Source organism: Pistricoccus aurantiacus (assembly GCF_007954585.1).
Classification (GTDB): domain Bacteria; phylum Pseudomonadota; class Gammaproteobacteria; order Pseudomonadales; family Halomonadaceae; genus Pistricoccus; species Pistricoccus aurantiacus.
The window spans coordinates 3,372,667-3,393,986 of sequence record NZ_CP042382.1 but is presented as its reverse complement, the minus strand read 5'-3'; the positions used below and the strand labels follow the sequence as shown (position 1 = coordinate 3,393,986).

The following is a 21,320-nucleotide window of genomic DNA, read 5'->3' as shown; positions in this document are numbered from 1 at the left end:
ATTGAACGCCCCTTGTCTGGGGCGTTTTTCGTTATACTCAGAGCATCATTTAACGATTCGGGGCGATCATGTCGGACAGCTCTCTACAGGATCAGTCGTCACAGGAGCCGCGTCTGAAGGTGGCGGTGCTGGGCGGCGGCAGTTTCGGTACCGCGCTTGCCAGTATCGCCGCGGACAACGGCGCCCGGGTTCGCCAGTGGCTGCGCGATCCGCAACTGGCGGAGCAGATCAATCGGGAACATCGCAACGGCCGCTACCTGCCGGATTACGCGATCAATCCGGCGGTCAGCGCCAGTGTCGACATGGCCTGGGTGCTGGAGGATGCGGCGCTGGTACTGGTGGCGATCCCCTCGAAAGCCTTTCGTGATGTGGTTCGCCAGGCGCTTCCCTGGATCAACGATCGTCAGATTCTGTTGACCACCACCAAGGGCATTCAGGAAGACGGCTTCAAGCTGATGAGTCAGATCCTCGAGGAGGAAACCGGCTCTACTCATATCGGGGTCTTGTCCGGTCCGAACCTGGCCTCGGAAGTGGCGGACAAGCAGCTGACCGCCACGGTGATCGCCAGTGATGATCCCTTGACCCGCTCCAGAGTCCAGAAAGCGCTGGGCTGCGATTATTTTCGCGTTTACGCCAGCAATGACCGCTACGGGGTTGAACTAGGCGGCGCGCTCAAGAATATCTACGCCATCGCCGCGGGCATGGCGGCGGCGCTCGGCATGGGGGAAAACACCCGCAGCATGCTGATGACCCGAGCACTGGCGGAAATGAGCCGCTTCGCGGTGGAGCTCGGCGCCAATCCCATGACGTTTCTAGGCCTCGCCGGGGTCGGCGACCTGATCGTGACCTGCTCCTCGAAGCTTTCGCGCAATTATCGCGTGGGTTATGCGCTAGGCGAGGGGCGGACCCTGCAGGAAGCGGTCGACGCTCTCGGCCAGGTGGCGGAAGGGATCAACACGGTGCGGCTGGTGCGGGACAAGGCGAATCGCGAAGGTATCTACATGCCCTTGGCGGAGGGGCTTTATCAGGTACTGTTCGAAGGTGCCTCACCGCGTGGCATGGCCAAGATGCTGATGCTCAACGAGCAGAGCAGCGACGTGGAGTTCGTGCTGTCTCGTCAGGCGGTCAGTCAGGCCCATCAGGAAGGTGACATTCATGGCTGAAGAAACGCGATCTCGACTCTGGCTGATGCGTCATGGCGAGGCCGGTTCCGCAAGAGTCGATGCAGAGCGTCCGTTGTCTGAACGTGGGCGGATGGAAGTATCGCGCATGGCAGCCTGGTTTGCAGAAACCTGCTTCGGGGGCGGCACCGCTCGGGAGCCGAATCGGCTGCGCATTCTGGCAAGCCCCTACCGCCGGGCTCAGCAGACCGCGAGCCTCATGGCAAAGCCCTTGGGTATCAAAGTGGAAACCCTGGAAATCGTCACCCCGGAGGATGCCATCGAACCGGTGATCGACTGGCTGATGTCACAGCCGGCGCAAGATAGGCTAGTGATCAGCCATATGCCCCTGGTGGCGGAATTGACTGGACGCCTTGTCGAAGGGGATGGACAGGCGCGCGCGGGTTTCCCCACCGCCGCTATCGCTTCTCTGGAAGCCGAGGTCTGGGCGGCAGGCTGCGCTTATCTGCAGGGTTTTCATACTCCGGACAATCTGGCATAAGGAATCCCGCCATGAGCTTTGTGGTCAATAACCGCGTCTTCGTCAAACCGGATTATCACGAGGAATTCGAGCAGCGTTTCAAGGTCAGGGCCAGTGAAGTCGACAAGCAGCCCGGCTTTATTGCCATGCGGGTATTGCGCCCCTTGGGCAATCAGGCGCCTTACGTCGTTGAAGTCGAGTGGGAAGATCAGGCGGCGTTTCGCAACTGGATCGGCAGCGATGACTTCAAACGTGCGCATGCCGACCCGCTGCCCAAGGAAGCCTTCAACGAAGGCGGCGGGATTGAGCAGTTCGATATCGTGGTCAGCGCCAGTCGCTAGTTCTGTCTCCTTCTAGATCAGGCCCAGCACCCGCAGCACGAAGACACCCAGGGTGATGGTGATGCTGGCCATCAGGGTGGTGAGGGCAATGATGTTGGCAGCGAGCCCGGCGTTGCCGCCAAACGCCTTGACCATCACGAAGCTTGCCGCGGCGGTGGGGCTGGCGAAGAAGACGAACAGCAGACCGAGTTCCCGGCCTTCGAAACCGACGAGCCAGGCGCCCAAGGTCGCCAAGGCAGGCAAGGTCACCATCTTCATCAGACTTGCGCCCAGGGCGATGGACCCTTCGCTTTTCAGCGCCTTGACCGAGAGGGTCGCGCCGATGCAGATCAGCGCCAGGGGCAGGGTCATGGAGGCGAAATATTCTCCGCTGGTCATCAGCCAGTCGGGAAGCCTGACGGAAAAACCGGCGAAGGGCAGGCTGATCAGTACCGCGAGAATCAGAGGATTGCGCAGGATATTGAGCCCCAGGCTCTGCCAGTCCGTGGACTTGCCGGGTTGATAGGCCGCCAGCACCACCACGGACAAGGTGTTGTAGCTGAGTATCACCAGCCCCAGCAGCACGCTTCCCGCGCTCAGACCGTAATCCCCGTAGAGACTGGCGGCCAGGGCCAGCCCTACCACGCCGCAATTGCCGCGAAAGGCCCCTTGTACGTAGATGCCGCGCTCCGATTGCGGTACCCGATAGATCGCCCAGACCCAGCTAAGGGCGAAGCCGAGCAGAGTGGCTGCCAGGAAGAACAGCATCAGACCGGGATCGAAGGTACTGTCGAGATCCGCCTTGATCAGACTGATGAAGATCAGCGTCGGCAGGGTAGCATTGAAGACCAGCAGCGAGGCGGTGGAGACGAACGCCTGATCGATCCAGCCGACACGTTTCAATCCGATGCCGAGAAATACCATGGCAAATACCGGCAAGGTGACATCGAGCGTGTCGAGAAAAACCGCGACCAAGTTCACGATCAGCGCACCAGCCACCAGCCGACGATCATCGCGGCGATAACGGTAGCGAAAAACAGCGTATTGCGAAGACGATTGTTTCGCGAGTTAGAGTTGCGAGATCGAGTCACGTAATGGCTTCCTTTTAAAACAAACAGACGTTTTACTTCCGAGTCGGGCTCAATCTTCGTGAAATGTCGAAGAGCCACAATAGAAAATTCGCTGCGATAAAGCGATATCGATACTCAAGATAACAAAGGTTTTGCTTTATCACTGAATGGCCGTCAGGAGATCCACGTTGTTTCATTCACCACCCTCCAGCGCAACAGGGCTGCCGAGTCTCGTCTTCGCTCACGCCAACGGCTTTACTGGTTCCAGCTATCAAAGCTTTCTGCAGCCCCTGGAAAACCGTTTCGCGGTGCATACCCTGGATCGGCTCGGTCACCATCCCAGCTATCCGGTCACCCCCAACTGGCAGCTGTTGCGGGAAGAATTGCTCGCCTATCTGGCGGAATTCCCCGGGCCGGTGATCGGGGTAGGTCATTCCATGGGGGGCGTCGTCATGGCGATGGCGGCGCTGAAAGCGCCGAAGCGCTTTCGTTGTCTTGTGATGCTGGACCCGCCGCTGATGGTGGGGATGGATGCCATGGCGCTGAAATTGGCCAAGCGCTTCAATCTGGTGGATCGAATCACCCCGGCGGGCAAGAGTCGTGGCCGTCGCGCGAGCTGGCCGAGTCATGACGCCATGCATAGCGATCTGCGCGTCAAGGGGCTGTTTCGCCGTTTCACGCCTCAGGCGCTGGAGGATTACGTGAAAGGCGCTACCCGAGTCGACAAGGACGGGCGTGTTCACCTGATCTTCGAGCCACGTATCGAGACGGAAATCTTTCGTCACCTGCCGGATCATCTCTGGCGCCTGCCGCGCAAGCTCGAGGTGCCCACGGCGCTGCTGGCAGGAAGCGAATCCGACCTGATCACTCCCTATCGGCGCAAACGGCTCGAACGGCGCGGCCTGAGAGTCGATACCGTACCTGGCGGGCACATGTATCCCATGGAACATCCCGAGGAAACACGTCGTATACTGCTCGCTACTCTGGAGCAATTGCTGGAGACCTCATGACCGCACCTCTTTTCATGCGCTGCAACGAGCGCCTGGCTGCCCTGAGCTGGGGCGAGACCGAAGCACCGACCTGGCTGGCGCTGCATGGCTGGCTGGATAACGCCGCCAGTTTCACGCGCCTGGCGCCGCGGCTTGCCAGTCAGTTGCAAGTCCGCATCGTGGCGATCGATTTCGCCGGTCATGGGCTTTCCAACTGGTTTCCGCCGAATATCGACTACGCGGTATGGGACTATTGCCACGACGTGCTGGATACGCTGGAGGCCTTGAAGCTTGAGCGTTGTGCGCTGATGGGCCACTCCCTGGGAGCCGGAGTGGCGACACTGATGGCGGCAGCGATGCCGGAGCGGGTCTCTAGGTTGGTGTTGATCGATGGCTTGGGCGCTCTTGCGACCGAGGCCAAGGATACCGCCCGGCAGCTGCGGCAAGGCTTGATCGGTCAGCGCCGCCGTTCGAAAGGTGTGCCAAGCTACACGGATATGGATAGCGCCATCGCGGCCCGGGTCAAGGGCGGCGTGACGCCAATCGATGCGGATACCGCCAGACCGCTGGTGGAGCGCAACGCCGAGATGCTGGAAGACGGTGGAGTACGGCCGCGCACGGACAGCCGATTGCTGCGACCTTCGCCGGTGCGCTTCTGCCCCGAGCAAGTACTGGCGCTTTTGAGCGCCATTCAGGCACCGACTCTGCTGGTCGAGGCCAGTCACGGTGTATTGACTCATCGCGACGCTGCGAAGGCAGCGCGAGAAGCGATTCCCGGTCTGACTCGCCGGGTGCTGGAAGGCGGCCACCATCTTCATCTGGAGGTCGGCGTTGTCGATCAGGTGGCGGATGTCATCGCTACCTGGTGGCGGAAACAAGGATAGTCAAACAAGGCATGGATGGGGAAATGGAATCAAAAAATTCGCAGGAGGCGACAACGGGCAAGCGGGTCGCACTGGTGCTGGGAAGCGGTGGGGCGCGCGGTTACGCACATATCGGCGTGATCGAGGAACTCGAGCGTCGCGGCTATGAAATCGCAGCTATATCCGGCTGTTCCATGGGTGCCCTGGTTGGCGGTATTTACGCGGCGGGCGAGCTGAGCGCCTATCGCGACTGGGTCTGCCAGCTCGATTATGTCGACGTGCTCAAGCTGATCGATGTGACCTGGAGCCCCATGGGGGCGATGCGCGCCAGCAAGGTGATGAGCAAGCTCGAGGGTCTGATCGGCAACAAGTGCCTGGAAGAACTGGCGGTTCCCCTGACCACCGTCGCCACGGATCTGGTGCGACAGCGTGAGGTATGGTTTCAAAGTGGCTCCTTGCTGCAGGCGATTCGCGCCTCCATTGCGGTGCCGGGCATCATCACCCCGGTCACCATTGGTGAGCAGATTCTGGTGGACGGCGGTTTGATGAATCCATTGCCGATCATTCCTACCGTATCCGCGCACGTGGATCTGGTGCTGGCGGTCAACGCCACCGCGCACAGCCCTCAACCGGTCAGTCTGGATGACCTGCTGCCGGAACAGGATATCGCCGAGGAGAATGCCCGCGAGCAGGAGCGGGAAGATCAGGGAATCATCTTCGCGCACTGGCTGGAAGAAGCCCGCGCCTGGGCACAGCAGCGTTTCTTCAGCAATGGCGATGACGAGGAGGAGCATGGCAACGAGCAGGCCAAACAGAAACGCGCCTGGGGCAGGCTCGACATGATGCTTGCCTCCTTCGATATCACCCAAGCTGCCCTGGCCAAGTACAAGATCGCCGGCTACCCGCCGGATGTGCTGATCGAGATACCCAAGACCGTCTGCGGCGCCTACGAGTTTCATCGTGCCGAAGCGCTGATCTCCTTGGGACGGCATCTGGCCGAGCAGGCGCTGGATGCTTACGAAGGGGGTTGCAGCAAGAGCGCGAAGATGTCTCGGCATGTGGAGGTAACTCGACAGACACCCCGATCCGAGACGGGGAAGTCTTCACCTGCCAGCGACGAGCCGGGTTAGAGCAAGTCCCCCCGCCTTCGCAGCAACACATAGACCGCGCCGGTGCCGCCGTCCAGTTCCCGGGCGGAACAGAAGGCCAGCACGCTGGGCCACTCGCGAAGCCAGGCATTGACATGGCTCTTGATCACTGGGTAGCTGTCCATGGCATTGTTACGCGCCTTGCCGTGTACCACCAGCACGCAGCGGGATCGTCGCGCCTTGGCATCGATGAGGAACTGCTCCAGCTCGAGCCTTGCTTCATTCAGGGTATAACCATGCAGATCGAGCCCCGCTTCCCAGGGGATTCTGCCGCGCTTGAGCTGGGCATGAGTGCGGTAGGGCAGATCCGCCACGCTGAAATCGAGAAACGCCGAGGGGGTTACCGCTTCGACGCGACCGTCCGAGGTGCGGCTCGCGCTCATGGTGCTGGAGGTGTCGATGGCGGCGGCGCGACGTTCCGCCAGCGCCTCCCGCGAATGATTCCTGGGCTTGCCGGGATCGGCACGGTTCGTGTTCAGCCGCTGCACGCCCACCTCTTCCAGTGCCTGGCGGAACAGTGAGATATCCTCGTCGGTGGAAGGGCGGCGGCGCATGAACGTCTCTCTGGGCGGATAAACGGTAAACGCCCAGTATAGCGCCTTGAGAGCGACTGTGAACCGCCGTGCCGGGCGGGTACAATCGTCTTTTTTCCACAAGACGCTATCGCGATCTCGACAGGAACCCCTGTGACAGCTTCATATTCTTCCACCGATTCCACCCTGACCCTGAGCGACGCGCAGATCGGCGAAACCTTGGTCAGCCTGCGGGATTTCCTGCGCTGGGCGGCCAGCGAGTTTCACGTCAGCGGTTTGCATTACGGACATGGCACGGATTCCGCCTGGGACGAGGCGGTAGCGCTGGTCCTGGGCGCCCTTCATCTGCCTTGGGACGTGGACCCGACGGTGCTGGACGCGCGGCTGTTGCTCATGGAGCGGGCGCGTATCGCCGCCCTGGTTCGGCGTCGTATCGAGACACGAGAACCGCTGCCTTACCTGCTCGGCGAGGCCTTTTTCGCGGGCTATCCCTTTACCGTCGATGAGCGGGTGCTGATTCCACGCTCGCCCATCGCGGAGTTGATCGAGCATGGATTTACCGCCCGGTTCCCGGAGGAGCCGCCGGCCAGAGTGCTCGATCTCTGTTGCGGCTCCGGCTGTATCGGCATCGCCACGGCGCTGACGCTGCCCACTGCTGAGGTGCTCCTCACCGACCTGAGCGAAGAGGCCGTTGCGGTCGCCAAGATCAATATCACCCGGCATGATCTGGGCAGGCGGGTGCGCGCGCTGACGAGCGATGTGTTCGATGGCCTGGACGGTCGACGCTTTGATCTGATCGTCTCGAACCCGCCCTACGTGGATGCTCGGGATCTGGCCGCCATGCCCGCGGAGTATCGTCATGAACCCGCCATGGCCCTGGGGGCCGGCAAGGATGGCCTGGATATTGTGCGGCGTATCCTGCGGGAGGCGCGCCGGTATCTGAACGACGGCGGCGTGCTGATCGTCGAGGTCGGCAATTCCGACCGGCAGCTGGAAGCCGCCTACCCGGCAGTGCCGTTTCTCTGGCTCGAGTTCGAGCGCGGCGGTCAGGGTGTTTTCGCGTTGACCGCAGAGGAACTCGACGCTCACGCAGCATCTTTTGCTTGAAATCGACTCTGGCCTGAATCTTCAAGGAAGCCTGCCCATGTCCGGCAACACTTTCGGCAAACTCTTTACCGTCACCACTTTCGGGGAAAGTCACGGCCCGGCCCTGGGCGCCGTCGTCGACGGCTGCCCGCCGGGAATCGCGCTCGATGAGACGGATCTGCAGCGAGACCTGGACCGGCGCCGTCCCGGCACGTCTCGCCATACCACCCAGCGCCGGGAGCCGGACCGGGTGCGTATTCTCTCCGGCGTGTTCGAGGGTGTCACCACCGGCACTTCGATTGGCCTGCTGATCGAGAACACGGATCAGCGCTCCAAGGATTACTCGCAGATCAAGGATCGCTTTCGTCCCGCCCACGCGGACTATACCTATCATCACAAGTACGGTCTGCGGGATTATCGCGGCGGCGGTCGCTCCAGCGCCCGGGAAACCGCCATGCGGGTGGCCGCCGGCGGTATCGCCAAGCGTTATCTGGCAAGTCAGGGTATCCAGGTGCGCGGCTACATGAGCCAGCTCGGCCCTATCGAGCTGGCGTTCAAGTCCTGGGATGCCGTGGAAGACAACGTCTTCTTCTGTGCCGACCCCTCGCGAGTGGCGGAGCTGGAAGCTTACATGGACCAGCTGCGTCGGGATCAGGATTCCGTGGGCGCGAAGATCACGGTCGTTGCCGACGGTGTGCCGGTCGGCTTGGGTGAGCCGGTGTTCGATCGTCTCGATGCGGAACTGGCCCACGGCCTGATGAGTATCAACGCGGTCAAGGGCGTGGAAATCGGCGCGGGTTTTTCCGCGGTATCCCAGCGCGGTAGCGAGCATCGGGACGAGATGACTCCGGAGGGTTTTCTTTCCAATCATGCCGGTGGCGTGCTCGGTGGCATTTCCTCCGGACAGCCGCTGATCGCTCATCTGGCGCTCAAGCCGACTTCGAGTATTACCTTGCCGGGACGCTCCATCGATATCGAAGGCAATCCGGTGGAGATCGTTACCAAGGGGCGTCATGACCCCTGCGTGGGTATTCGCGCCACGCCGATCGCCGAAGCCATGATGGCCCTGACCCTGATGGATCATCTGCTGCGTCACCGCGCCCAGAACCAAGGGGTAGTGGTGTCGACGCCACAGTTGACCTGACGGACTTCACCCCTGCGTAAAGACTGCTAGACTGAAAGAATCTTTCACCAGTCGAGTAGCACCATGAAGATAAACGTCGAATTCGATCTGACGCCTAACGAGTTTCGTCAAGCCATGGGGCTTCCGGACGTGGAAGCCTTTCAGCGAGACTTGATGAACCGCATCCAGAAACAGATGGAGGCGGGTGTTGAGGGTTATGACCCCATGAGCCTGATGCAACCCTTCCTGCAGCTTCCCTTCATGCAGCAGCCGTCTTTTCTCAAAGGCGGTCTTCAGGAAAGTTTCAACGATTCCATGAGCCAGGGGCTGGCCAATCTCAGCAACTATCAGCAGATGATGCTGGACATGATGCGTCAGGCCCAGACGACTTCCAGCGCGGATGAAGGGTCGCAGGGTCAAGAGGAATCGGCTTCCAAGCCGACGGGAACCCGCAAGAAAACACCCGCCAGCGCGACGTCGCGCAGCAAGCGCCAGGTGAAGTAAGCGTCAAACGAAATAAGGCGTACGGTGCTGATTTGGTTGCAACATTGGCCAAGGAGAACTACGCTTTTTTTGCAGTGCAGCAATAACGCATTGCTCTAGTAGGTCCAACGACTGAAGGGGGTTCGTCATGCAAGACAAAATGATCACCAATTTCACCGAGCAGACCCGTGGCTTCTTTGAGCCGATGCGCAAGCTCAACGGCCTGATGCTCGACAGCATGGAAAAGATGACCGAGTTCCAGCTCGAATCCATGAAGCGCTATACCCAGATGGGTACCGAACGCATGCGCGAAGCCAGCGAAGTAAAGGACGCTGACGACATGCGTGACTTCGGGACTCGTCAGACAGAAATGCTCAACGAGCTTTCCAAGCAGATGCTCGAAGACGCTCAGTCGATGACGGAGCTGAGCATGCAGTTCAAGAGCGAGATGGAAAAGGTCTTTGCCGAACTGAACCAGAAGGCTCAGGAACAGGCCAAAGCCATGGGCCAGTCCGTTCAGCAACAGGCCGATCAAGCAAGCGGGCGCTCCTCCAAGACGTCCAGTCAGAGTAGTCGCAAGAATTCCTGATCGAGCTCAGGCCGGCCCAGGCGGCCGGCTTTCTTTAATCCATACTAGCCTCATCCTGGACCTGTATAGTCAGGCTGCGATGAGTTTCTAGACGATGCCAAAAACAAGTGCCTAGAGGAACGGCCAATGCGATCAGGTGTGACCCCACCTTCCCTGTCCGACATAGAAGAATGGAACGAACGGCTTCAAGCCATTGGCAAGGAGTATCAGGAGTTGATGCATCAGCTGTCCGGGCGCCGGGAATCCAGCGAAATCGCCCGGACCGTCAACGACAATGTCAATGAAACTCTGCGAGCCGGCGCTCAAGCGCTATGGACGGATCCTCAGGCGCTCCATCAGGCACAGCTTCGTCTGTTGCAGGACCAGTTCGCCCTCTGGCGGCAGAATGTCAATTTCAATGGTACCGGTGGCGAGGAAAGCGAGCCGGTCATCGCCCCGGCGAAAGGCGATCGGCGCTTTCGCGATCAGGCCTGGCAGAATGAGCCTGTCTACCGGCATGTACGCGATCAGTATCTGCTGTTCTCACGTCTGATCAACGACGTGGTGGCCCACATGGATGGCCTCTCGGAAGAACAGCAACAGAATCTGGGCTTCTACGCACGCCAGTACGTCAACGCCTTGTCGCCTTCCAACTTCTTCAACACCAACCCGGAGGTGATGCGCCTCACCCTGGAGAACAAGGGTCAGAACCTGATCGAGGGGCTGGCTCGGCTGCGGGAGGATCTGGATAACTCCGTCGAAGGCATCAACATGGCGATGACGGATCGCAGCGCCTTCGAGGTCGGCAGGAACATCGCGGTGACGCCGGGTGCGGTAATGTATGAAAACGAACTGATGCAGCTGATTCAGTACACGCCGAGTACCGACAAGACTTTCAAGACGCCGCTTTTGATCATTCCGCCCTGGATCAACAAGTACTACATCCTGGATCTTCGTCAGGACAATTCCCTGGTCAAGTGGCTGGTGGATCAGGGACATACGGTCTTTCTGATTTCCTGGTGCAATCCCGGGCCTCAACAGGGCGATATCACCTGGGCGGATTACATGCAGCTTGGCTCCATTGCCGCAATGGACGCCATCGAGCAGGCCATCGGAGAAAAATCCGTCAATCTGCTGAGCTACTGCGTGGGCGGCACCCTGGCGGCGACTACCGTTGCCTACCTGACCAGCACCCGCCGGGCGAATCGAGTGCGCTCCGTTACCTACATGACGACGCTGCAGGATTTCAGCGATCCCGGTGAAATCGGCGTATTCGCCCGGGAGCCTTTCATTTCCAGCCTGGAACGCCAGATGGAGAAAGATGGTTATCTGGATGGCCGGGTGATGGCCTTCGCCTTCAATCTGCTGCGGGAAAACGATCTCTACTGGTCGTTCTACATCAACAACTATCTAAAGGGCGAGAAGCCGGCGCCCTTCGATCTCCTGTACTGGAACACGGATAGCACCAACCTGGTCGGAGCGACCCACGGCTGGTATCTGCGTCACATGTATCGGGAAAATCTATTGGTCGAGCCTGGCGGCATCGAACTGGACGGGGTCAAGATCGACCTGCGCAAGATTTCCACGCCCAGCTATTTCCTTTCCACCAAGGAAGACCACATCGCCAAGTGGAACAGCACCTACGGCGGCACCCAACTGCCCAAGGGACCGGTCACTTTCGTGCTGGGGGGCTCGGGGCATATCGCCGGGGTGGTCAACCCACCCCACAAGAACAAGTACGGCTACTGGACCAACGAGGCGCTTCCGCCAAGCCACGAGGAATGGCTGGAAGGGGCGACATATCACGACGGATCCTGGTGGCCACACTGGCAGGCCTGGCTCACGGATAACGGTTATGTGAATGTAAGCGATCAAGTGACGGCGCGTCAGCCCGGCGAGGGCAAGCTAGACATCATCGAGCCGGCGCCGGGCCGTTATGTTCGTCAGACGATAGCCGAGGTGCTGAGTGAGGCGGCGATCGAGACGCAGAAGGCAAGCTAAATCCGTTGGTAAAGGCCAGTCGGAATACGCAAGAGGGGGGAAACGCGATGCAGCAAAGTCTGAACAATCTGTCTCTGGAAGATCAGCAGGAATGGAACGAGCGGCTGAAAGCGATCGGTGAGGAATCCCAGGCGCTGATGCAGGTCGTGCAGGAACACGGGGTGCCAGACGAGGTAGCCAAGGCGATCCAGGAGGATATGACGGCGACCCTGCAAGCCGGCATGCAGACCTTTTTCAGCAATCCTCAGGCAGTATTCGAGACCCAGGCCAAACTGCTGCAGGATCAGCTCGAGTTCTGGCAGCAGCAGTGGCAGCAAGGATGGCAGCTGGACAGGGATGATCAGCAGGCGACGCCTCAGGATCGGCGTTTCAAGGACGACGCCTGGCGCAGCGAACCCTTCTATCGTGCCATTAGCGAGCAGTATTTGCGTTACTCACGATTGATGGAGGCGATGGTGGACAGCCTGCACGGTCTGCCGGAAAAACAGCGGCGAAGCCTGAGCTTCTACGCTCGCCAATATGTCAGCGCGCTGTCGCCTTCGAATTTTCTGACCACCAATCCGGAAGTGATGCGCCAGACCCTGGAAAGCAAGGGGCAGAATCTGGTCGAGGGAATGGCGCAGCTGCGCAAGGATCTGCAGAACTCGGCCATCGGTATCAATGTCACCATGACCGATCGCCAGGCCTTCGAGGTGGGCAAGAACGTCGCGATCACGCCCGGCTCGGTAATCTATGAAAACGAACTGATCCAACTGATCCAGTATGCGCCGGCCACGGAGCAGGTCTTCAAGACGCCGCTGCTGGTGGTGCCGCCCTGGATCAACAAGTATTACATTCTGGATCTGCGTCCGGGCAACTCCATGGTGGAGTGGCTGGTGGAGCAGGGCCACACGGTCTTCCTGATTTCCTGGCGTAACGTGGGGCCGAATCAGCGCACCCTGACCTGGGCGGATTATGTGCAGATGGGCCCCATCGCCGCCATGGAAGCCATCGAAAAAGCCTGCGGCGAGAAATCCGTCAACCTGCTGAGCTATTGCGTGGGGGGCACCCTGACCGCCTCGACATTGGCCTATCTGACCAGCACTCGACGCGGGCGCAAGGTGCGTTCCGTCACCTACATGGCGTGCCTGCAGGATTTCCGCGATCCCGGCGAGCTTGGGGTATTTGTCAACGATCGTGTAGTGGCGGGGATCGAGCGGCAGCTGGAACGGGATGGCTATCTGGACGGTCGGGTACTGAGCTTCGTCTTCAATCTGCTGAAGGAAAACGACCTCTATTGGTCGTTCTATGTCAATAATTACCTCAAGGGCCAGGCACCTTCGTCCTTCGACCTGCTGTACTGGAACACGGACGGCACCAACCTGCCCGGTGGCACCCTGGGTTGGTACATTCGTAACATGTACAAGGACAACCGCCTCGTCGAGCCGAATGGAATCGAAATCGACGGGGTCAAGATCGACCTGCGCAAGATTTCCACCCCCAGCTACTTCATTTCCACCAAGGAAGATCATATTTCCAAATGGAACAGCACCTACTGGGGAACTCAGCTGCCCAAGGGACCGGTCACCTTCGTGCTGGGGGGCTCCGGGCATATCGCCGGCATCGTCAATCCGCCCCACAAGAACAAGTATGGTTACTGGACCAACGACACTCTGCCGCCGACCCCGGAGCAATGGTTCGAGGGCGCCACGCCTCACGAAGGCTCCTGGTGGCCACACTGGCAGAACTGGATTACCCAGAACGGCTATGTGGACACGCAAAAGCTGGTGGCCGCTCGCCAGCCCGGCGAGGGTGAGCTCGAGATCATCGAACCCGCGCCCGGGCGCTACGTGCGTCAGAGCATTCAGGACGTACTGAAAGAGCAGAAAGCGAAATAGTCGACAAGGTAGCGCAAGACGCTGTGCAAGAGGCCCGCTTCAGCGGGCCTCTTGCGTTCCGTGGGATCGATGGGGTGTCAGGAGTTGACGGACTGGCGCTGCTTGCGCGATCCGACACCCACCAGCGCCGGCGCGAGCAGTAGCAGAGACATCAGCCAGACCGGCCAACTGCCGGTATGGGTGAAAGGCGTCAGGCCCTGCATCGCCTGAACGTCGCCTTCGATGCTGGTGGTGGTGAAGCGCTCCGCCTGGGCGGTGATCTCTCCTTTAGGATCAATGATCACCGTCACTCCGTTGCTGGTGGCGCGCAGCAGGTAACGGCCGTTTTCCAGGGCGCGCAGTCGCGCCATCTGCACATGCTGGAGCGGGCCGAAGGAGTCACCGAACCAGGTGTCGTTGGACACGGTCAGCAGCACGTTGGCGTCTCTTGCCCGATTTGCCACCAGATCCGGATAGACAATTTCGTAACAGATGGCGGTACCGATCTCGAGGCCCGCAGCCTGCATCGGCGGCTGTTTCGAGCGCTCCGGGGTCATGGTAGGGGTCGGTAGGTCGAAGAAGGCAATCAGGCCGCCGAGCAACCCTTCCAGGGGAAGATACTCGCCGAAGGGCACCAGATGCTCCTTGCGGTAATGCCCCCGAGTATTGCCGACGCCGATCACGCCGTTGTAGGCATTCCCCGCGTCATCCCGCTGCAGAATACCGGTCAACAGGGCGGTATCCGGGGAAAGATTCGCCTGTATTCGTTCCAGAAAGGGCCGAGCCTGATCCTCGAACATCGGCAGGGCGGCTTCCGGCCAGAGAACGAGATCGATATCGGCGTTCTGTGCCTGGGTCAGCGCACTGTAGGTATTCACCGCCTGACGCTGACCCTGCTCGGTCCATTTGATCAATTGGGGCAGATTGCCCTGCAGCAAGGCTACCCGTACCGGATCACCGCTAGGCTCGGTCCAGTGCTGAGGCAGAGTCAGAGGAGCGAGCCACAAGATGGCGATGGGAAGCCCCGCCAGCCATCGCCGTCGTAGTAGTTCCACCCCCAGGGTGCCGGTCAGTGCCGTGATCAACGAAAGCCCATAGACCCCAAGCACCGGCGCCCAGGGAGACAAAGGCGCGTCCACCATGGAGGTACCGATCAGCAGCCAGGGAAAGCCGGTAAACAGATAGGTACGCAGCGCTTCTCCGAGCACCCAGGCGCCGGCGAAAGCCAGGGCGGTGATCAAGGAACCACGGAAAAAGAGAGCTCCTGGTGGCCAGGCACGTACCACCAGGCCGCGATAGAGACCCAGGGTTATAGCGGGAAACAGCGCCATGGCCATGGCGAACAGCGCCGTCAAAAATATTGCCAGGGGTGCGCCGGTGTAGCCATAGTCGTGAATGGACACATACACCCAAGAGGTACCGGTACCGAACAGGCCAAGCCCATACCACCAGCCCTTGATGACGGCCTGTCCCGTCGACAGGCGATGTGTGCCCCAGTACATTAGGCCGATGACGATCGGCGCCAGCCACCACCAGTTGAAAGGGGAGGCGGTCAAGGTGGTCAGGCCGCCGGCGATGAGAGCAACAAGATATTGCAAGCGAGGCCGAATGGACCTTGCTGAATGCTGTTCCACGGAATTTCCTCGAAACGTCAGACTGATTTGGGATTGCCGGCGGCTAGTTGTCATCCTCCGCATAGCCGCTAGGCACAGGTTCCGCCTGCAGAAGACGAATGCGCCGATTGTCCGCATTGAGGACCGTGAAGCGCCAGCCGCCGAGATCCGCGTATTCGCCTCGCCGGGGCAGGTGCCCGAAACGCTGCATGACCAGACCGCCGACGGTATCGAACTCGTCGTCGGAGAAATTGGTATCGAAGTGGTCGTTGAAATCGTCGATCTGCGTCAAGGCGCGAATCGCGAAACGTCCGTCTTCCACCTCGCGGATATCGTCTTCCTCGTCCGTATCGTGCTCATCCTCGATATCGCCGACGATCTGCTCGAGAATATCCTCGATGGTCACGATGCCTGCGGTGCCGCCGTATTCGTCCACCACGATGGCCATGTGGTTGTGGGTGTCGCGAATCTCCTTGAGCAGACTGTTGAGACGCTTCGACTCTGGAACGAACATGGCCGGGCGCAGGATGGTGGCAAGATCGAAGCTTTCCGGACTCAGCTGACGCTGATACAGCACCGGCAGCAGATCCTTGACCAGCAGAATTCCCAGCACGTCATCGAGGTTTTCTCCGATCACCGGATAGCGGGAATGGCCGGTTTCCAGTATCACCGGCAGATATTCCTCCGGCGGTTGTTCGACCCCGATGGCGGCAATCTGCGAACGGGGAATCAGGACTTCCCGCACCTGCTGATCGCTGATCTGCAGGGCGCCCTCGATGATTACCAGGGCTTCCTGGTCGAGCTTCAATCGAGTCCCCGCTTCACGTAGAAACGTCAGCAGCTCGTCGCGAGAACTGGGCTCGTCGGAATCGCCGGAAAAAGCGCCGAACAACTTGTCGAACCAGGACTTGCCGTTCTGGCCGCTCGATCGATCTTCGCTCATGCGTGGGGTCTCTTGTCCTCGAAATCTGGCGTAACGTGATGATAGGGATCGGCAACACCGAGAGCGGCGAGAATCCTCGTTTCCAGAGATTCCATGACCTCCGCGTCCCCGTCGTCGATATGATCATAGCCCAGCAGGTGCAGGGTGCCATGCACGACCATGTGCGTGTAATGATCCTCGAGCGCCTTGCCCTGCGCTCGGGCTTCCTCACCCACTACCGCATCGCAGATCACCAGATCCCCCAGCAAGGGTAGCGCGAGTCCCGGCGGCATCTCGAAAGGGAAGGACAGCACGTTGGTAGGGCAATCCTTGCCGCGATAGTCGCGATTGAGCGCCTGGCTTTCCTCCGGCTCGACGAAGCGAATCGTCAATTCCCGGCGTGTTTCCCGGGGATGATACTCCAGCACCTTCGCTACCCAGCATTCAAGCAGCGTCACGCCGGGAAGTGATGCGCTTTTCGCACAGGCTATCTGGCGATCGACTGTGATGTCCGCCCCTGCTCCGGCCATGATCTCCGTCTCTTTCATGAAGGGCTGCGTTCGCCGACTTGGCTATTGGCGAGGGCAGCGTCGCGACGGGCCTGTTCCCGAGCTTCGCGGCGAGCGCGCTCGCCGGCTTCTTCACTGGCCTCGAACAGATCATAGGCTTCGATGATGCGTTGCACCAAGGGATGGCGCACCACGTCCTTGGCGGCGAAGTGGGTAACGCCGATACCCGCGGTATCCTTGAGCACGTCGAGTACCTGGATCAGTCCGGAGCTTTGACCCCGGGGCAGGTCGACCTGAGTGACGTCCCCGGTGATCACCGCGGTGGAACCGAAGCCGATTCGGGTCAGGAACATCTTCATCTGCTCCCGCGTGGTGTTCTGGCTTTCATCCAGGATGATGAAGGAGTTGTTCAGGGTGCGTCCGCGCATATAGGCGAGCGGGGCGATTTCGATGATCTGACGCTCGATCAGCTTGCCCACCTGTTCAAATCCGACCATCTCGTACAGAGCGTCATAGAGCGGGCGCAGGTAGGGGTCGATCTTCTGGGCCAGGTCGCCGGGCAGGAACCCCAGCTTCTCGCCGGCTTCCACCGCAGGACGTACCAGCAAGATGCGCCGTACCTGCTGTTGATTGAGCGCCTCCACCGCGGCGGCAACCGCCAGATAGGTCTTGCCGGTGCCTGCTGGACCGATGCCGAAGTTGATGTCGTGATCACGGATGCTGCTTACGTAGCGCTGCTGATTGAGCCCGCGGGGCTTGATCAACATCTTGGACGTACGCAGCAGTATTTCGTCTTCTCGCTCGACGCCTTCCTCCTCCTCCAGCGCCTCCAGTCCGGATTCCTGCAGAAACAGATGCAGCGTATCCGGCGTCAGTTCGCTGGATTCCGCTTCCCGGTAGAGATGCTCGAGCACGTTGGCCGCCGCCTTGACGCGGGCACCGGGCCCGGCGAGTTGAAAGGTATTGCCGCGATTGCGAAGCGTCACCCCAAGCCGTGCTTCGATCAGCTTGAGGTGTTCGTCGCGCTGGCCACAAAGGTTGGCCAAGCGCTGGGGGTCGTTGGGTTCTAGGGTCAAGGTAGTGATGCGGTGGGCCTGAGTGCTTTGTTGGCTCAAGAGAACGGGGCCTCGCTATGAAAAGATGGACGTTGAATAGAGCTTAGGCCCCGAGCGGCGTCGGGGCAATATTTCGAAGGATGATCATCGGGGTTTCAATGGGGGATGGCGGATACCAACGTCCCGCGCAGGGAGTTGGGAAGCGCCTCGGTGATGTTGACGTCGACGAAATGGCCGATCAGTTCCAGCGGCTGATCGGCGCGAAAGTTGACCACGCGATTGTTCTCGGTACGTCCGGAAAGCTCTCCCGGGTCTTTCGGCGAAAAGCCGGTGACCAGGATGCGTTCCCTGTTGCCTACCATACGCCGGCTGATACTCATGGCCTGCTGGGTGATGCGCTGCTGGAGGATCGCCAGGCGCTGTTTCTTGACCGCTTCCGGGGTTTCGTCAGGGAGATCCGACGCCGGCGTGCCTGGGCGGGCAGAATAGACGAAACTGAAGGACACATCGAAGCCGATGCGTTGAATCAGATCCAGGGTGGCCTCGAAGTCCGCGTCGGTTTCACCGGGAAAGCCGATGATGAAATCCGAGGAAAAGCTGATATCCGGGCGCAGCGCGCGGATGCGCTCCAGCTTGTCGACGTATTCCTCTACCGTATGACCGCGTTTCATGGCGCTCAGGATACGATCGGAGCCGGATTGCACCGGCAGGTGCAGATGACTGACCAGTTCGGGAATCTCCCCGTAGGCATCGATCAGACTGTCGGAAAATTCCACCGGGTGCGAGGTGGTGAAACGCACGCGGTCGATGCCGTCCACCGCCGCCACGCAACCGATCAGCTCCGCCAGATCGATCTCGTCCCCCAGGGCATTTTCACCTCGGTAGGCGTTGACGTTCTGGCCCAGCAGGTTGATTTCCCGCACTCCCTGGTCCGCCAGATGAATGACTTCCTCCATCACCGCCTCGAAGCTGCGAGAAACTTCCTCGCCACGGGTATAGGGCACCACGCAGAAGGTGCAGTACTTGGAGCAGCCTTCCATGATCGAGACAAAGGCGGTGGCGCCGTCGGAGCTGGGCTTGGGCAGATGGTCGAACTTCTCGATTTCCGGAAAGGTGACGTCCACCACGGAAATCTGCTGCGCTTGACTTGCATCGAGCATGGCCGGCACCCGGTGAAGGGTCTGGGGGCCGAACACCAGGTCAACCTGGGGCGCCCGCTTGCGCAGCGCCTCGCCTTCCTGGCTGGCCACGCAGCCGCCCACGCCGATCACCAGGTTCGGGTTGCGCTCCTTGAGCTTTTTCCAGCGCCCCAGCTGGTGAAAGACCTTCTCCTGCGCCTTCTCGCGGATGGAACAGGTATTGAGCAGCACGACGTCGGCTTCGTTCTCGTCGTCCGTGAGTTCCAGCCGATGAGATTCGCCGAGCAGATCCGCCATGCGAGCGGAGTCATACTCGTTCATCTGGCAGCCGTGGGTCTTGATGAAAAGCTTCTTGGTCATAAGGCTTGGAGTCGCGGTCGCGGAGGCCTGAATATGGGGATAACCGCTAAGAGTAACGGAGTGATTGGCCAGTGGGGCAATGCGTTTTGTCGCGCCGGCCATAAGATGGCGATAATTATACGCAAGCGTTCGGGCAACGGCTAGGTCGCGGCAAGTACGGCTATGCTAATCTTGCAGGCTTCAACGGGGCAGCGATCCGGCTGCCGTCCAAGTTTTCTGATACAAGAGGCGGTAATGGCGTCCAAGCCGATCTATCGCGTGATCTTTCAGCATCAGGGCGAAATCTGGGAGCTCTACGCACAAGAGATTTTTCAAAGCGACCTTTGGGGTTTCATCGAGATCGAGTCCTTCGTCTTCAACGATGTTTCCCGGGTAGTGGTCGACCCTTCCACGGACAAGCTGCGGCGTACCTTCGAAGGCGTAAGCCGTAGCTATCTGCCGCTCAACGCTATCGTTCGCATCGATGAAGTCGAGCGGGAAGGTACGCCCAAGGCGGTCAAGGCGGTGGGCAATATATCGGAATTTCCTCGAGCCCCGGGGCTGCCGCCCAGAGGAAACGACTGACTTGAAGGTTCGAACAGGGCTGCTCAATAATTGATCAATCCAAGAGATCGCCGCCGGTGATGGCGCTCGTGAAATGTTCGAGGGGATTTTTCCCAAGACTTATCCACAGAAAGTGTGGATGAGGCCGAACTCAAGCTGGCAGGGGTTTCTCGGGAAAGGTGATGGAAATGACTAACGAATGGCTTGAGCGCTGGCGAGACGGGCGCATCGCGTTTCATCGGGATGCGGTGCATCCTGCGCTGGAGCGCTATTGGCCGGATCTGCAGAATCAGGGTAGCAAGATACTGGTGCCATTGTGCGGCAAGAGTCTCGATATGCGCTGGCTGGCCGGGCAGGGCCATCCGGTGCTGGGTATCGAACTCGCCGAGGCGGCTATCGAGCAGTTCGTCGCGGAAGGCCAGGGCGACGCTCTGCGCTATCGGCAAGGTGATTTTCCTATCTGGCGCCAAGGCAACGTGGAACTGTGGTGCGGCGATTTCTTTCACTTCCATATCGCCCATGCGGCGGAAATCGGCGCTTTCTATGATCGGGCGGCGTTGATTGCCCTGCCCCAGCCAACTCGGCAACGCTATGCCTTCCATCTGGCCCAGCTGATTCCGCCAGGATCGAAGGGTCTTCTGATCAGTCTGATGCGGCCGAATGCCAAAGGGCCACCCTACAGCGTCGGACATGAGGAAGTGGAAAAACTCTTTACGCCCAATTTCGAGCTGACCCACCTCGAGGACGGTAAAACGGATGACAGAGGCTGGCAGGAAAGCGTCTGGGCTTTGACGCGACGCGGCCCCGTTGCCTGAGAAGGTTTGGGGGCCGGTCTTTCGAGAAGGTCTTACCTGGCGAGTATGCTGCCGATTTTCGGATCGCTGAAGGTGCGGTTCAGGGCATCGCTGAGCATATCGTTGACCATGCGGGTGTTGGCTTCAAGACTGGGGCGAATCGCATAGCCTTGGGTATGCCGGGAAGTATAGCGGCCGGTATATTTGGTGTTGCCGTTGATGACCACCGCCTGGAGAATGGCTTCCAGTCTGGCTTCGTCGATCAGTGGCTTGGTTTCACCGCGCTCGTAGCCAAGCTTTGCCAGAGACAGAGTAAGGCTGGGCCGATTCGGGGCGGCCTGATCCGTCGGCGTGAAGCCCATTTCCCGCAGCGCTCGCTCCGCCTGGGTCTTCAGCTTGGGCACCACTTCATGGGCATTCACGGTAATGGTGGCGGTGGACATGGCAGAGCCGGTGCGGGTGCCCAGCACTTCGCTTTCCCGCTCGTCCAGCACGTTGAGGGTGACCTGTTGGCCACTGCCGCTGGGGGGCAATTCCGCGCTCAGCTTAGGATTGGGCTGCAGATAGTGAGGGCTGGCGCAGCCGGCAATAAACACCATGGCTGCCAACAGCAGTGCAGTTTTCAAACGGCGCAAGGGATTCATCATGACTCCAGGCTCGGGAAATAACAAAAAGCAGTATAAGCCCTTACCTGAAGACAACAA

Annotated in this window: 22 protein-coding genes; 14 read left to right on the top strand and 8 right to left on the bottom strand. The window is 59.9% G+C overall.

The genetic code is table 11. From position 1 onward, the window contains the following. Positions 1–68: 68 nt before the first annotated feature. From FGL86_RS16045 to FGL86_RS16035, 3 genes are read left to right on the top strand one after another with little or no spacing between them, the layout of a single operon-like run. Positions 69–1,163, top strand: coding sequence for an NAD(P)H-dependent glycerol-3-phosphate dehydrogenase (locus FGL86_RS16045; RefSeq protein WP_147185704.1), 1,095 nt, complete (start codon positions 69–71; stop codon positions 1,161–1,163). Continuing rightward, positions 1,156–1,662, top strand: a complete 507-nt coding sequence (sixA, locus tag FGL86_RS16040; protein WP_147185703.1) for a phosphohistidine phosphatase SixA — start codon at positions 1,156–1,158, stop codon at positions 1,660–1,662. Before FGL86_RS16045 ends, sixA begins: the two co-directional genes overlap by 8 nt. An 11-nt stretch (positions 1,663–1,673) precedes the next feature. Continuing rightward, on the top strand, positions 1,674–1,982 hold the full coding sequence (locus FGL86_RS16035) for an antibiotic biosynthesis monooxygenase family protein (RefSeq protein ID WP_147185702.1): 309 nt from the start codon (positions 1,674–1,676) through the stop codon (positions 1,980–1,982). A 12-nt stretch (positions 1,983–1,994) separates the two neighbouring features. Here FGL86_RS16035 and FGL86_RS16030 read toward each other — a convergent pair whose 3' ends face one another. Then, positions 1,995–2,942, bottom strand: a complete 948-nt coding sequence (locus FGL86_RS16030; protein WP_147185701.1) for an AEC family transporter — start codon at positions 2,940–2,942, stop codon at positions 1,995–1,997. Positions 2,943–3,219: 277 nt separating this feature from the next. Between FGL86_RS16030 and FGL86_RS16025 the strand changes: the two genes are divergently transcribed. The 3 genes from FGL86_RS16025 to FGL86_RS16015 are packed head-to-tail and all read left to right on the top strand — an operon-like array spanning position 3,220 to position 6,013. Further along, on the top strand, positions 3,220–4,041 hold the full coding sequence (locus FGL86_RS16025; RefSeq protein WP_246131670.1) for an alpha/beta fold hydrolase: 822 nt from the start codon (positions 3,220–3,222) through the stop codon (positions 4,039–4,041). Then, positions 4,038–4,904 carry an alpha/beta fold hydrolase gene (locus tag FGL86_RS16020; protein WP_147185699.1) on the top strand — a complete coding sequence of 289 codons (867 nt, stop codon included), beginning with the start codon at positions 4,038–4,040 and terminating at the stop codon, positions 4,902–4,904. The genes FGL86_RS16025 and FGL86_RS16020 overlap by 4 nt, the downstream gene beginning before the upstream one ends. A 23-nt stretch (positions 4,905–4,927) precedes the next feature. Continuing rightward, positions 4,928–6,013 (top strand): patatin-like phospholipase family protein, encoded by a 1,086-nt coding sequence (locus FGL86_RS16015; protein WP_246131669.1) that lies wholly within the window; start codon positions 4,928–4,930, stop codon positions 6,011–6,013. Here the strand turns inward: FGL86_RS16015 and FGL86_RS16010 are convergent. Further along, positions 6,010–6,585 carry a Smr/MutS family protein gene (locus FGL86_RS16010; protein ID WP_147185697.1) on the bottom strand — a complete coding sequence of 192 codons (576 nt, stop codon included), beginning with the start codon at positions 6,583–6,585 and terminating at the stop codon, positions 6,010–6,012. The genes FGL86_RS16015 and FGL86_RS16010 overlap by 4 nt on opposite strands. Before the next feature lie 132 nt (positions 6,586–6,717). Between FGL86_RS16010 and prmB the strand changes: the two genes are divergently transcribed. The 6 genes from prmB (at position 6,718) to phaC (FGL86_RS15980) (ending at position 13,702) form a co-directional block, all read left to right on the top strand. Further along, on the top strand, positions 6,718–7,671 hold the full coding sequence (gene prmB / locus FGL86_RS16005) for a 50S ribosomal protein L3 N(5)-glutamine methyltransferase (protein WP_147185696.1): 954 nt from the start codon (positions 6,718–6,720) through the stop codon (positions 7,669–7,671). Positions 7,672–7,708: 37 nt separating this feature from the next. Further along, positions 7,709–8,794 carry a chorismate synthase gene (aroC, locus tag FGL86_RS16000; protein ID WP_147185695.1) on the top strand — a complete coding sequence of 362 codons (1,086 nt, stop codon included), beginning with the start codon at positions 7,709–7,711 and terminating at the stop codon, positions 8,792–8,794. Between the two features lie 63 nt (positions 8,795–8,857). Then, a complete protein-coding gene (locus tag FGL86_RS15995; RefSeq protein ID WP_147185694.1) occupies positions 8,858–9,277 on the top strand; it encodes a DUF6489 family protein in 420 nt (139 codons plus the stop codon). A gap of 127 nt (positions 9,278–9,404) precedes the next feature. Next, positions 9,405–9,845: a phasin family protein gene (locus FGL86_RS15990; protein WP_147185693.1), complete on the top strand. Its 441-nt coding sequence runs from the start codon at positions 9,405–9,407 to the stop codon at positions 9,843–9,845. A gap of 126 nt (positions 9,846–9,971) precedes the next feature. Further along, complete coding sequence (phaC, locus tag FGL86_RS15985; RefSeq protein WP_147185692.1) at positions 9,972–11,825, top strand: class I poly(R)-hydroxyalkanoic acid synthase; 1,854 nt, start codon at positions 9,972–9,974, stop codon at positions 11,823–11,825. Between the two features lie 47 nt (positions 11,826–11,872). Continuing rightward, positions 11,873–13,702: a class I poly(R)-hydroxyalkanoic acid synthase gene (gene phaC, locus FGL86_RS15980; protein WP_147185691.1), complete on the top strand. Its 1,830-nt coding sequence runs from the start codon at positions 11,873–11,875 to the stop codon at positions 13,700–13,702. A 77-nt stretch (positions 13,703–13,779) separates the two neighbouring features. Here phaC (FGL86_RS15980) and lnt read toward each other — a convergent pair whose 3' ends face one another. The 5 genes from lnt to miaB all read right to left on the bottom strand — a co-directional run bounded on the left by lnt (position 13,780) and on the right by miaB (position 19,279). Further along, the gene (gene lnt / locus FGL86_RS15975) at positions 13,780–15,315 is read right to left on the bottom strand and encodes an apolipoprotein N-acyltransferase (RefSeq protein WP_246131668.1); all 1,536 of its coding nucleotides are present in this window, start codon (positions 15,313–15,315) and stop codon (positions 13,780–13,782) included. Between the two features lie 43 nt (positions 15,316–15,358). Next, positions 15,359–16,237, bottom strand: coding sequence for a CorC family transporter (locus FGL86_RS15970; RefSeq protein WP_147185689.1), 879 nt, complete (start codon positions 16,235–16,237; stop codon positions 15,359–15,361). Then, positions 16,234–16,764, bottom strand: a complete 531-nt coding sequence (gene ybeY / locus FGL86_RS15965) for an rRNA maturation RNase YbeY (protein ID WP_246131667.1) — start codon at positions 16,762–16,764, stop codon at positions 16,234–16,236. The genes FGL86_RS15970 and ybeY overlap by 4 nt, the downstream gene beginning before the upstream one ends. Then, positions 16,761–17,840 carry a PhoH family protein gene (locus tag FGL86_RS15960; RefSeq protein ID WP_147185688.1) on the bottom strand — a complete coding sequence of 360 codons (1,080 nt, stop codon included), beginning with the start codon at positions 17,838–17,840 and terminating at the stop codon, positions 16,761–16,763. Before FGL86_RS15960 ends, ybeY begins: the two co-directional genes overlap by 4 nt. 95 nt (positions 17,841–17,935) lie before the next feature. Beyond that, complete coding sequence (miaB, locus tag FGL86_RS15955; RefSeq protein ID WP_147185687.1) at positions 17,936–19,279, bottom strand: tRNA (N6-isopentenyl adenosine(37)-C2)-methylthiotransferase MiaB; 1,344 nt, start codon at positions 19,277–19,279, stop codon at positions 17,936–17,938. A gap of 234 nt (positions 19,280–19,513) precedes the next feature. Here miaB and FGL86_RS15950 point away from each other — a divergent pair, with 234 nt between their 5' ends. Continuing rightward, the gene (locus FGL86_RS15950) at positions 19,514–19,843 is read left to right on the top strand and encodes a DUF1820 family protein (protein ID WP_147185686.1); all 330 of its coding nucleotides are present in this window, start codon (positions 19,514–19,516) and stop codon (positions 19,841–19,843) included. A gap of 167 nt (positions 19,844–20,010) precedes the next feature. Next, on the top strand, positions 20,011–20,637 hold the full coding sequence (locus tag FGL86_RS15945; protein WP_147185685.1) for a thiopurine S-methyltransferase: 627 nt from the start codon (positions 20,011–20,013) through the stop codon (positions 20,635–20,637). A 32-nt stretch (positions 20,638–20,669) separates the two neighbouring features. Here the strand turns inward: FGL86_RS15945 and FGL86_RS15940 are convergent, their stop codons facing one another. Next, positions 20,670–21,260 carry a YajG family lipoprotein gene (locus tag FGL86_RS15940; protein ID WP_147186251.1) on the bottom strand — a complete coding sequence of 197 codons (591 nt, stop codon included), beginning with the start codon at positions 21,258–21,260 and terminating at the stop codon, positions 20,670–20,672. Positions 21,261–21,320 lie beyond the last annotated feature (60 nt).

Coding starts and splice junctions, on each gene's coding strand:
- FGL86_RS16045 (WP_147185704.1), top strand. CDS start 69: ATGTCGGACAGCTCTCTACAGGATCAGTCGTCACAGGAGCCGCGTCTG.
- sixA (WP_147185703.1), top strand. CDS start 1,156: ATGGCTGAAGAAACGCGATCTCGACTCTGGCTGATGCGTCATGGCGAG.
- FGL86_RS16035 (WP_147185702.1), top strand. CDS start 1,674: ATGAGCTTTGTGGTCAATAACCGCGTCTTCGTCAAACCGGATTATCAC.
- FGL86_RS16020 (WP_147185699.1), top strand. CDS start 4,038: ATGACCGCACCTCTTTTCATGCGCTGCAACGAGCGCCTGGCTGCCCTG.
- FGL86_RS16015 (WP_246131669.1), top strand. CDS start 4,928: ATGGAATCAAAAAATTCGCAGGAGGCGACAACGGGCAAGCGGGTCGCA.
- FGL86_RS16010 (WP_147185697.1), bottom strand. CDS start 6,585: ATGCGCCGCCGCCCTTCCACCGACGAGGATATCTCACTGTTCCGCCAG.
- aroC (WP_147185695.1), top strand. CDS start 7,709: ATGTCCGGCAACACTTTCGGCAAACTCTTTACCGTCACCACTTTCGGG.
- FGL86_RS15995 (WP_147185694.1), top strand. CDS start 8,858: ATGAAGATAAACGTCGAATTCGATCTGACGCCTAACGAGTTTCGTCAA.
- FGL86_RS15990 (WP_147185693.1), top strand. CDS start 9,405: ATGCAAGACAAAATGATCACCAATTTCACCGAGCAGACCCGTGGCTTC.
- phaC (WP_147185692.1), top strand. CDS start 9,972: ATGCGATCAGGTGTGACCCCACCTTCCCTGTCCGACATAGAAGAATGG.
- phaC (WP_147185691.1), top strand. CDS start 11,873: ATGCAGCAAAGTCTGAACAATCTGTCTCTGGAAGATCAGCAGGAATGG.
- FGL86_RS15970 (WP_147185689.1), bottom strand. CDS start 16,237: ATGAGCGAAGATCGATCGAGCGGCCAGAACGGCAAGTCCTGGTTCGAC.
- ybeY (WP_246131667.1), bottom strand. CDS start 16,764: ATGAAAGAGACGGAGATCATGGCCGGAGCAGGGGCGGACATCACAGTC.
- miaB (WP_147185687.1), bottom strand. CDS start 19,279: ATGACCAAGAAGCTTTTCATCAAGACCCACGGCTGCCAGATGAACGAG.
- FGL86_RS15950 (WP_147185686.1), top strand. CDS start 19,514: ATGGCGTCCAAGCCGATCTATCGCGTGATCTTTCAGCATCAGGGCGAA.
- FGL86_RS15945 (WP_147185685.1), top strand. CDS start 20,011: ATGACTAACGAATGGCTTGAGCGCTGGCGAGACGGGCGCATCGCGTTT.
- FGL86_RS15940 (WP_147186251.1), bottom strand. CDS start 21,260: ATGAATCCCTTGCGCCGTTTGAAAACTGCACTGCTGTTGGCAGCCATG.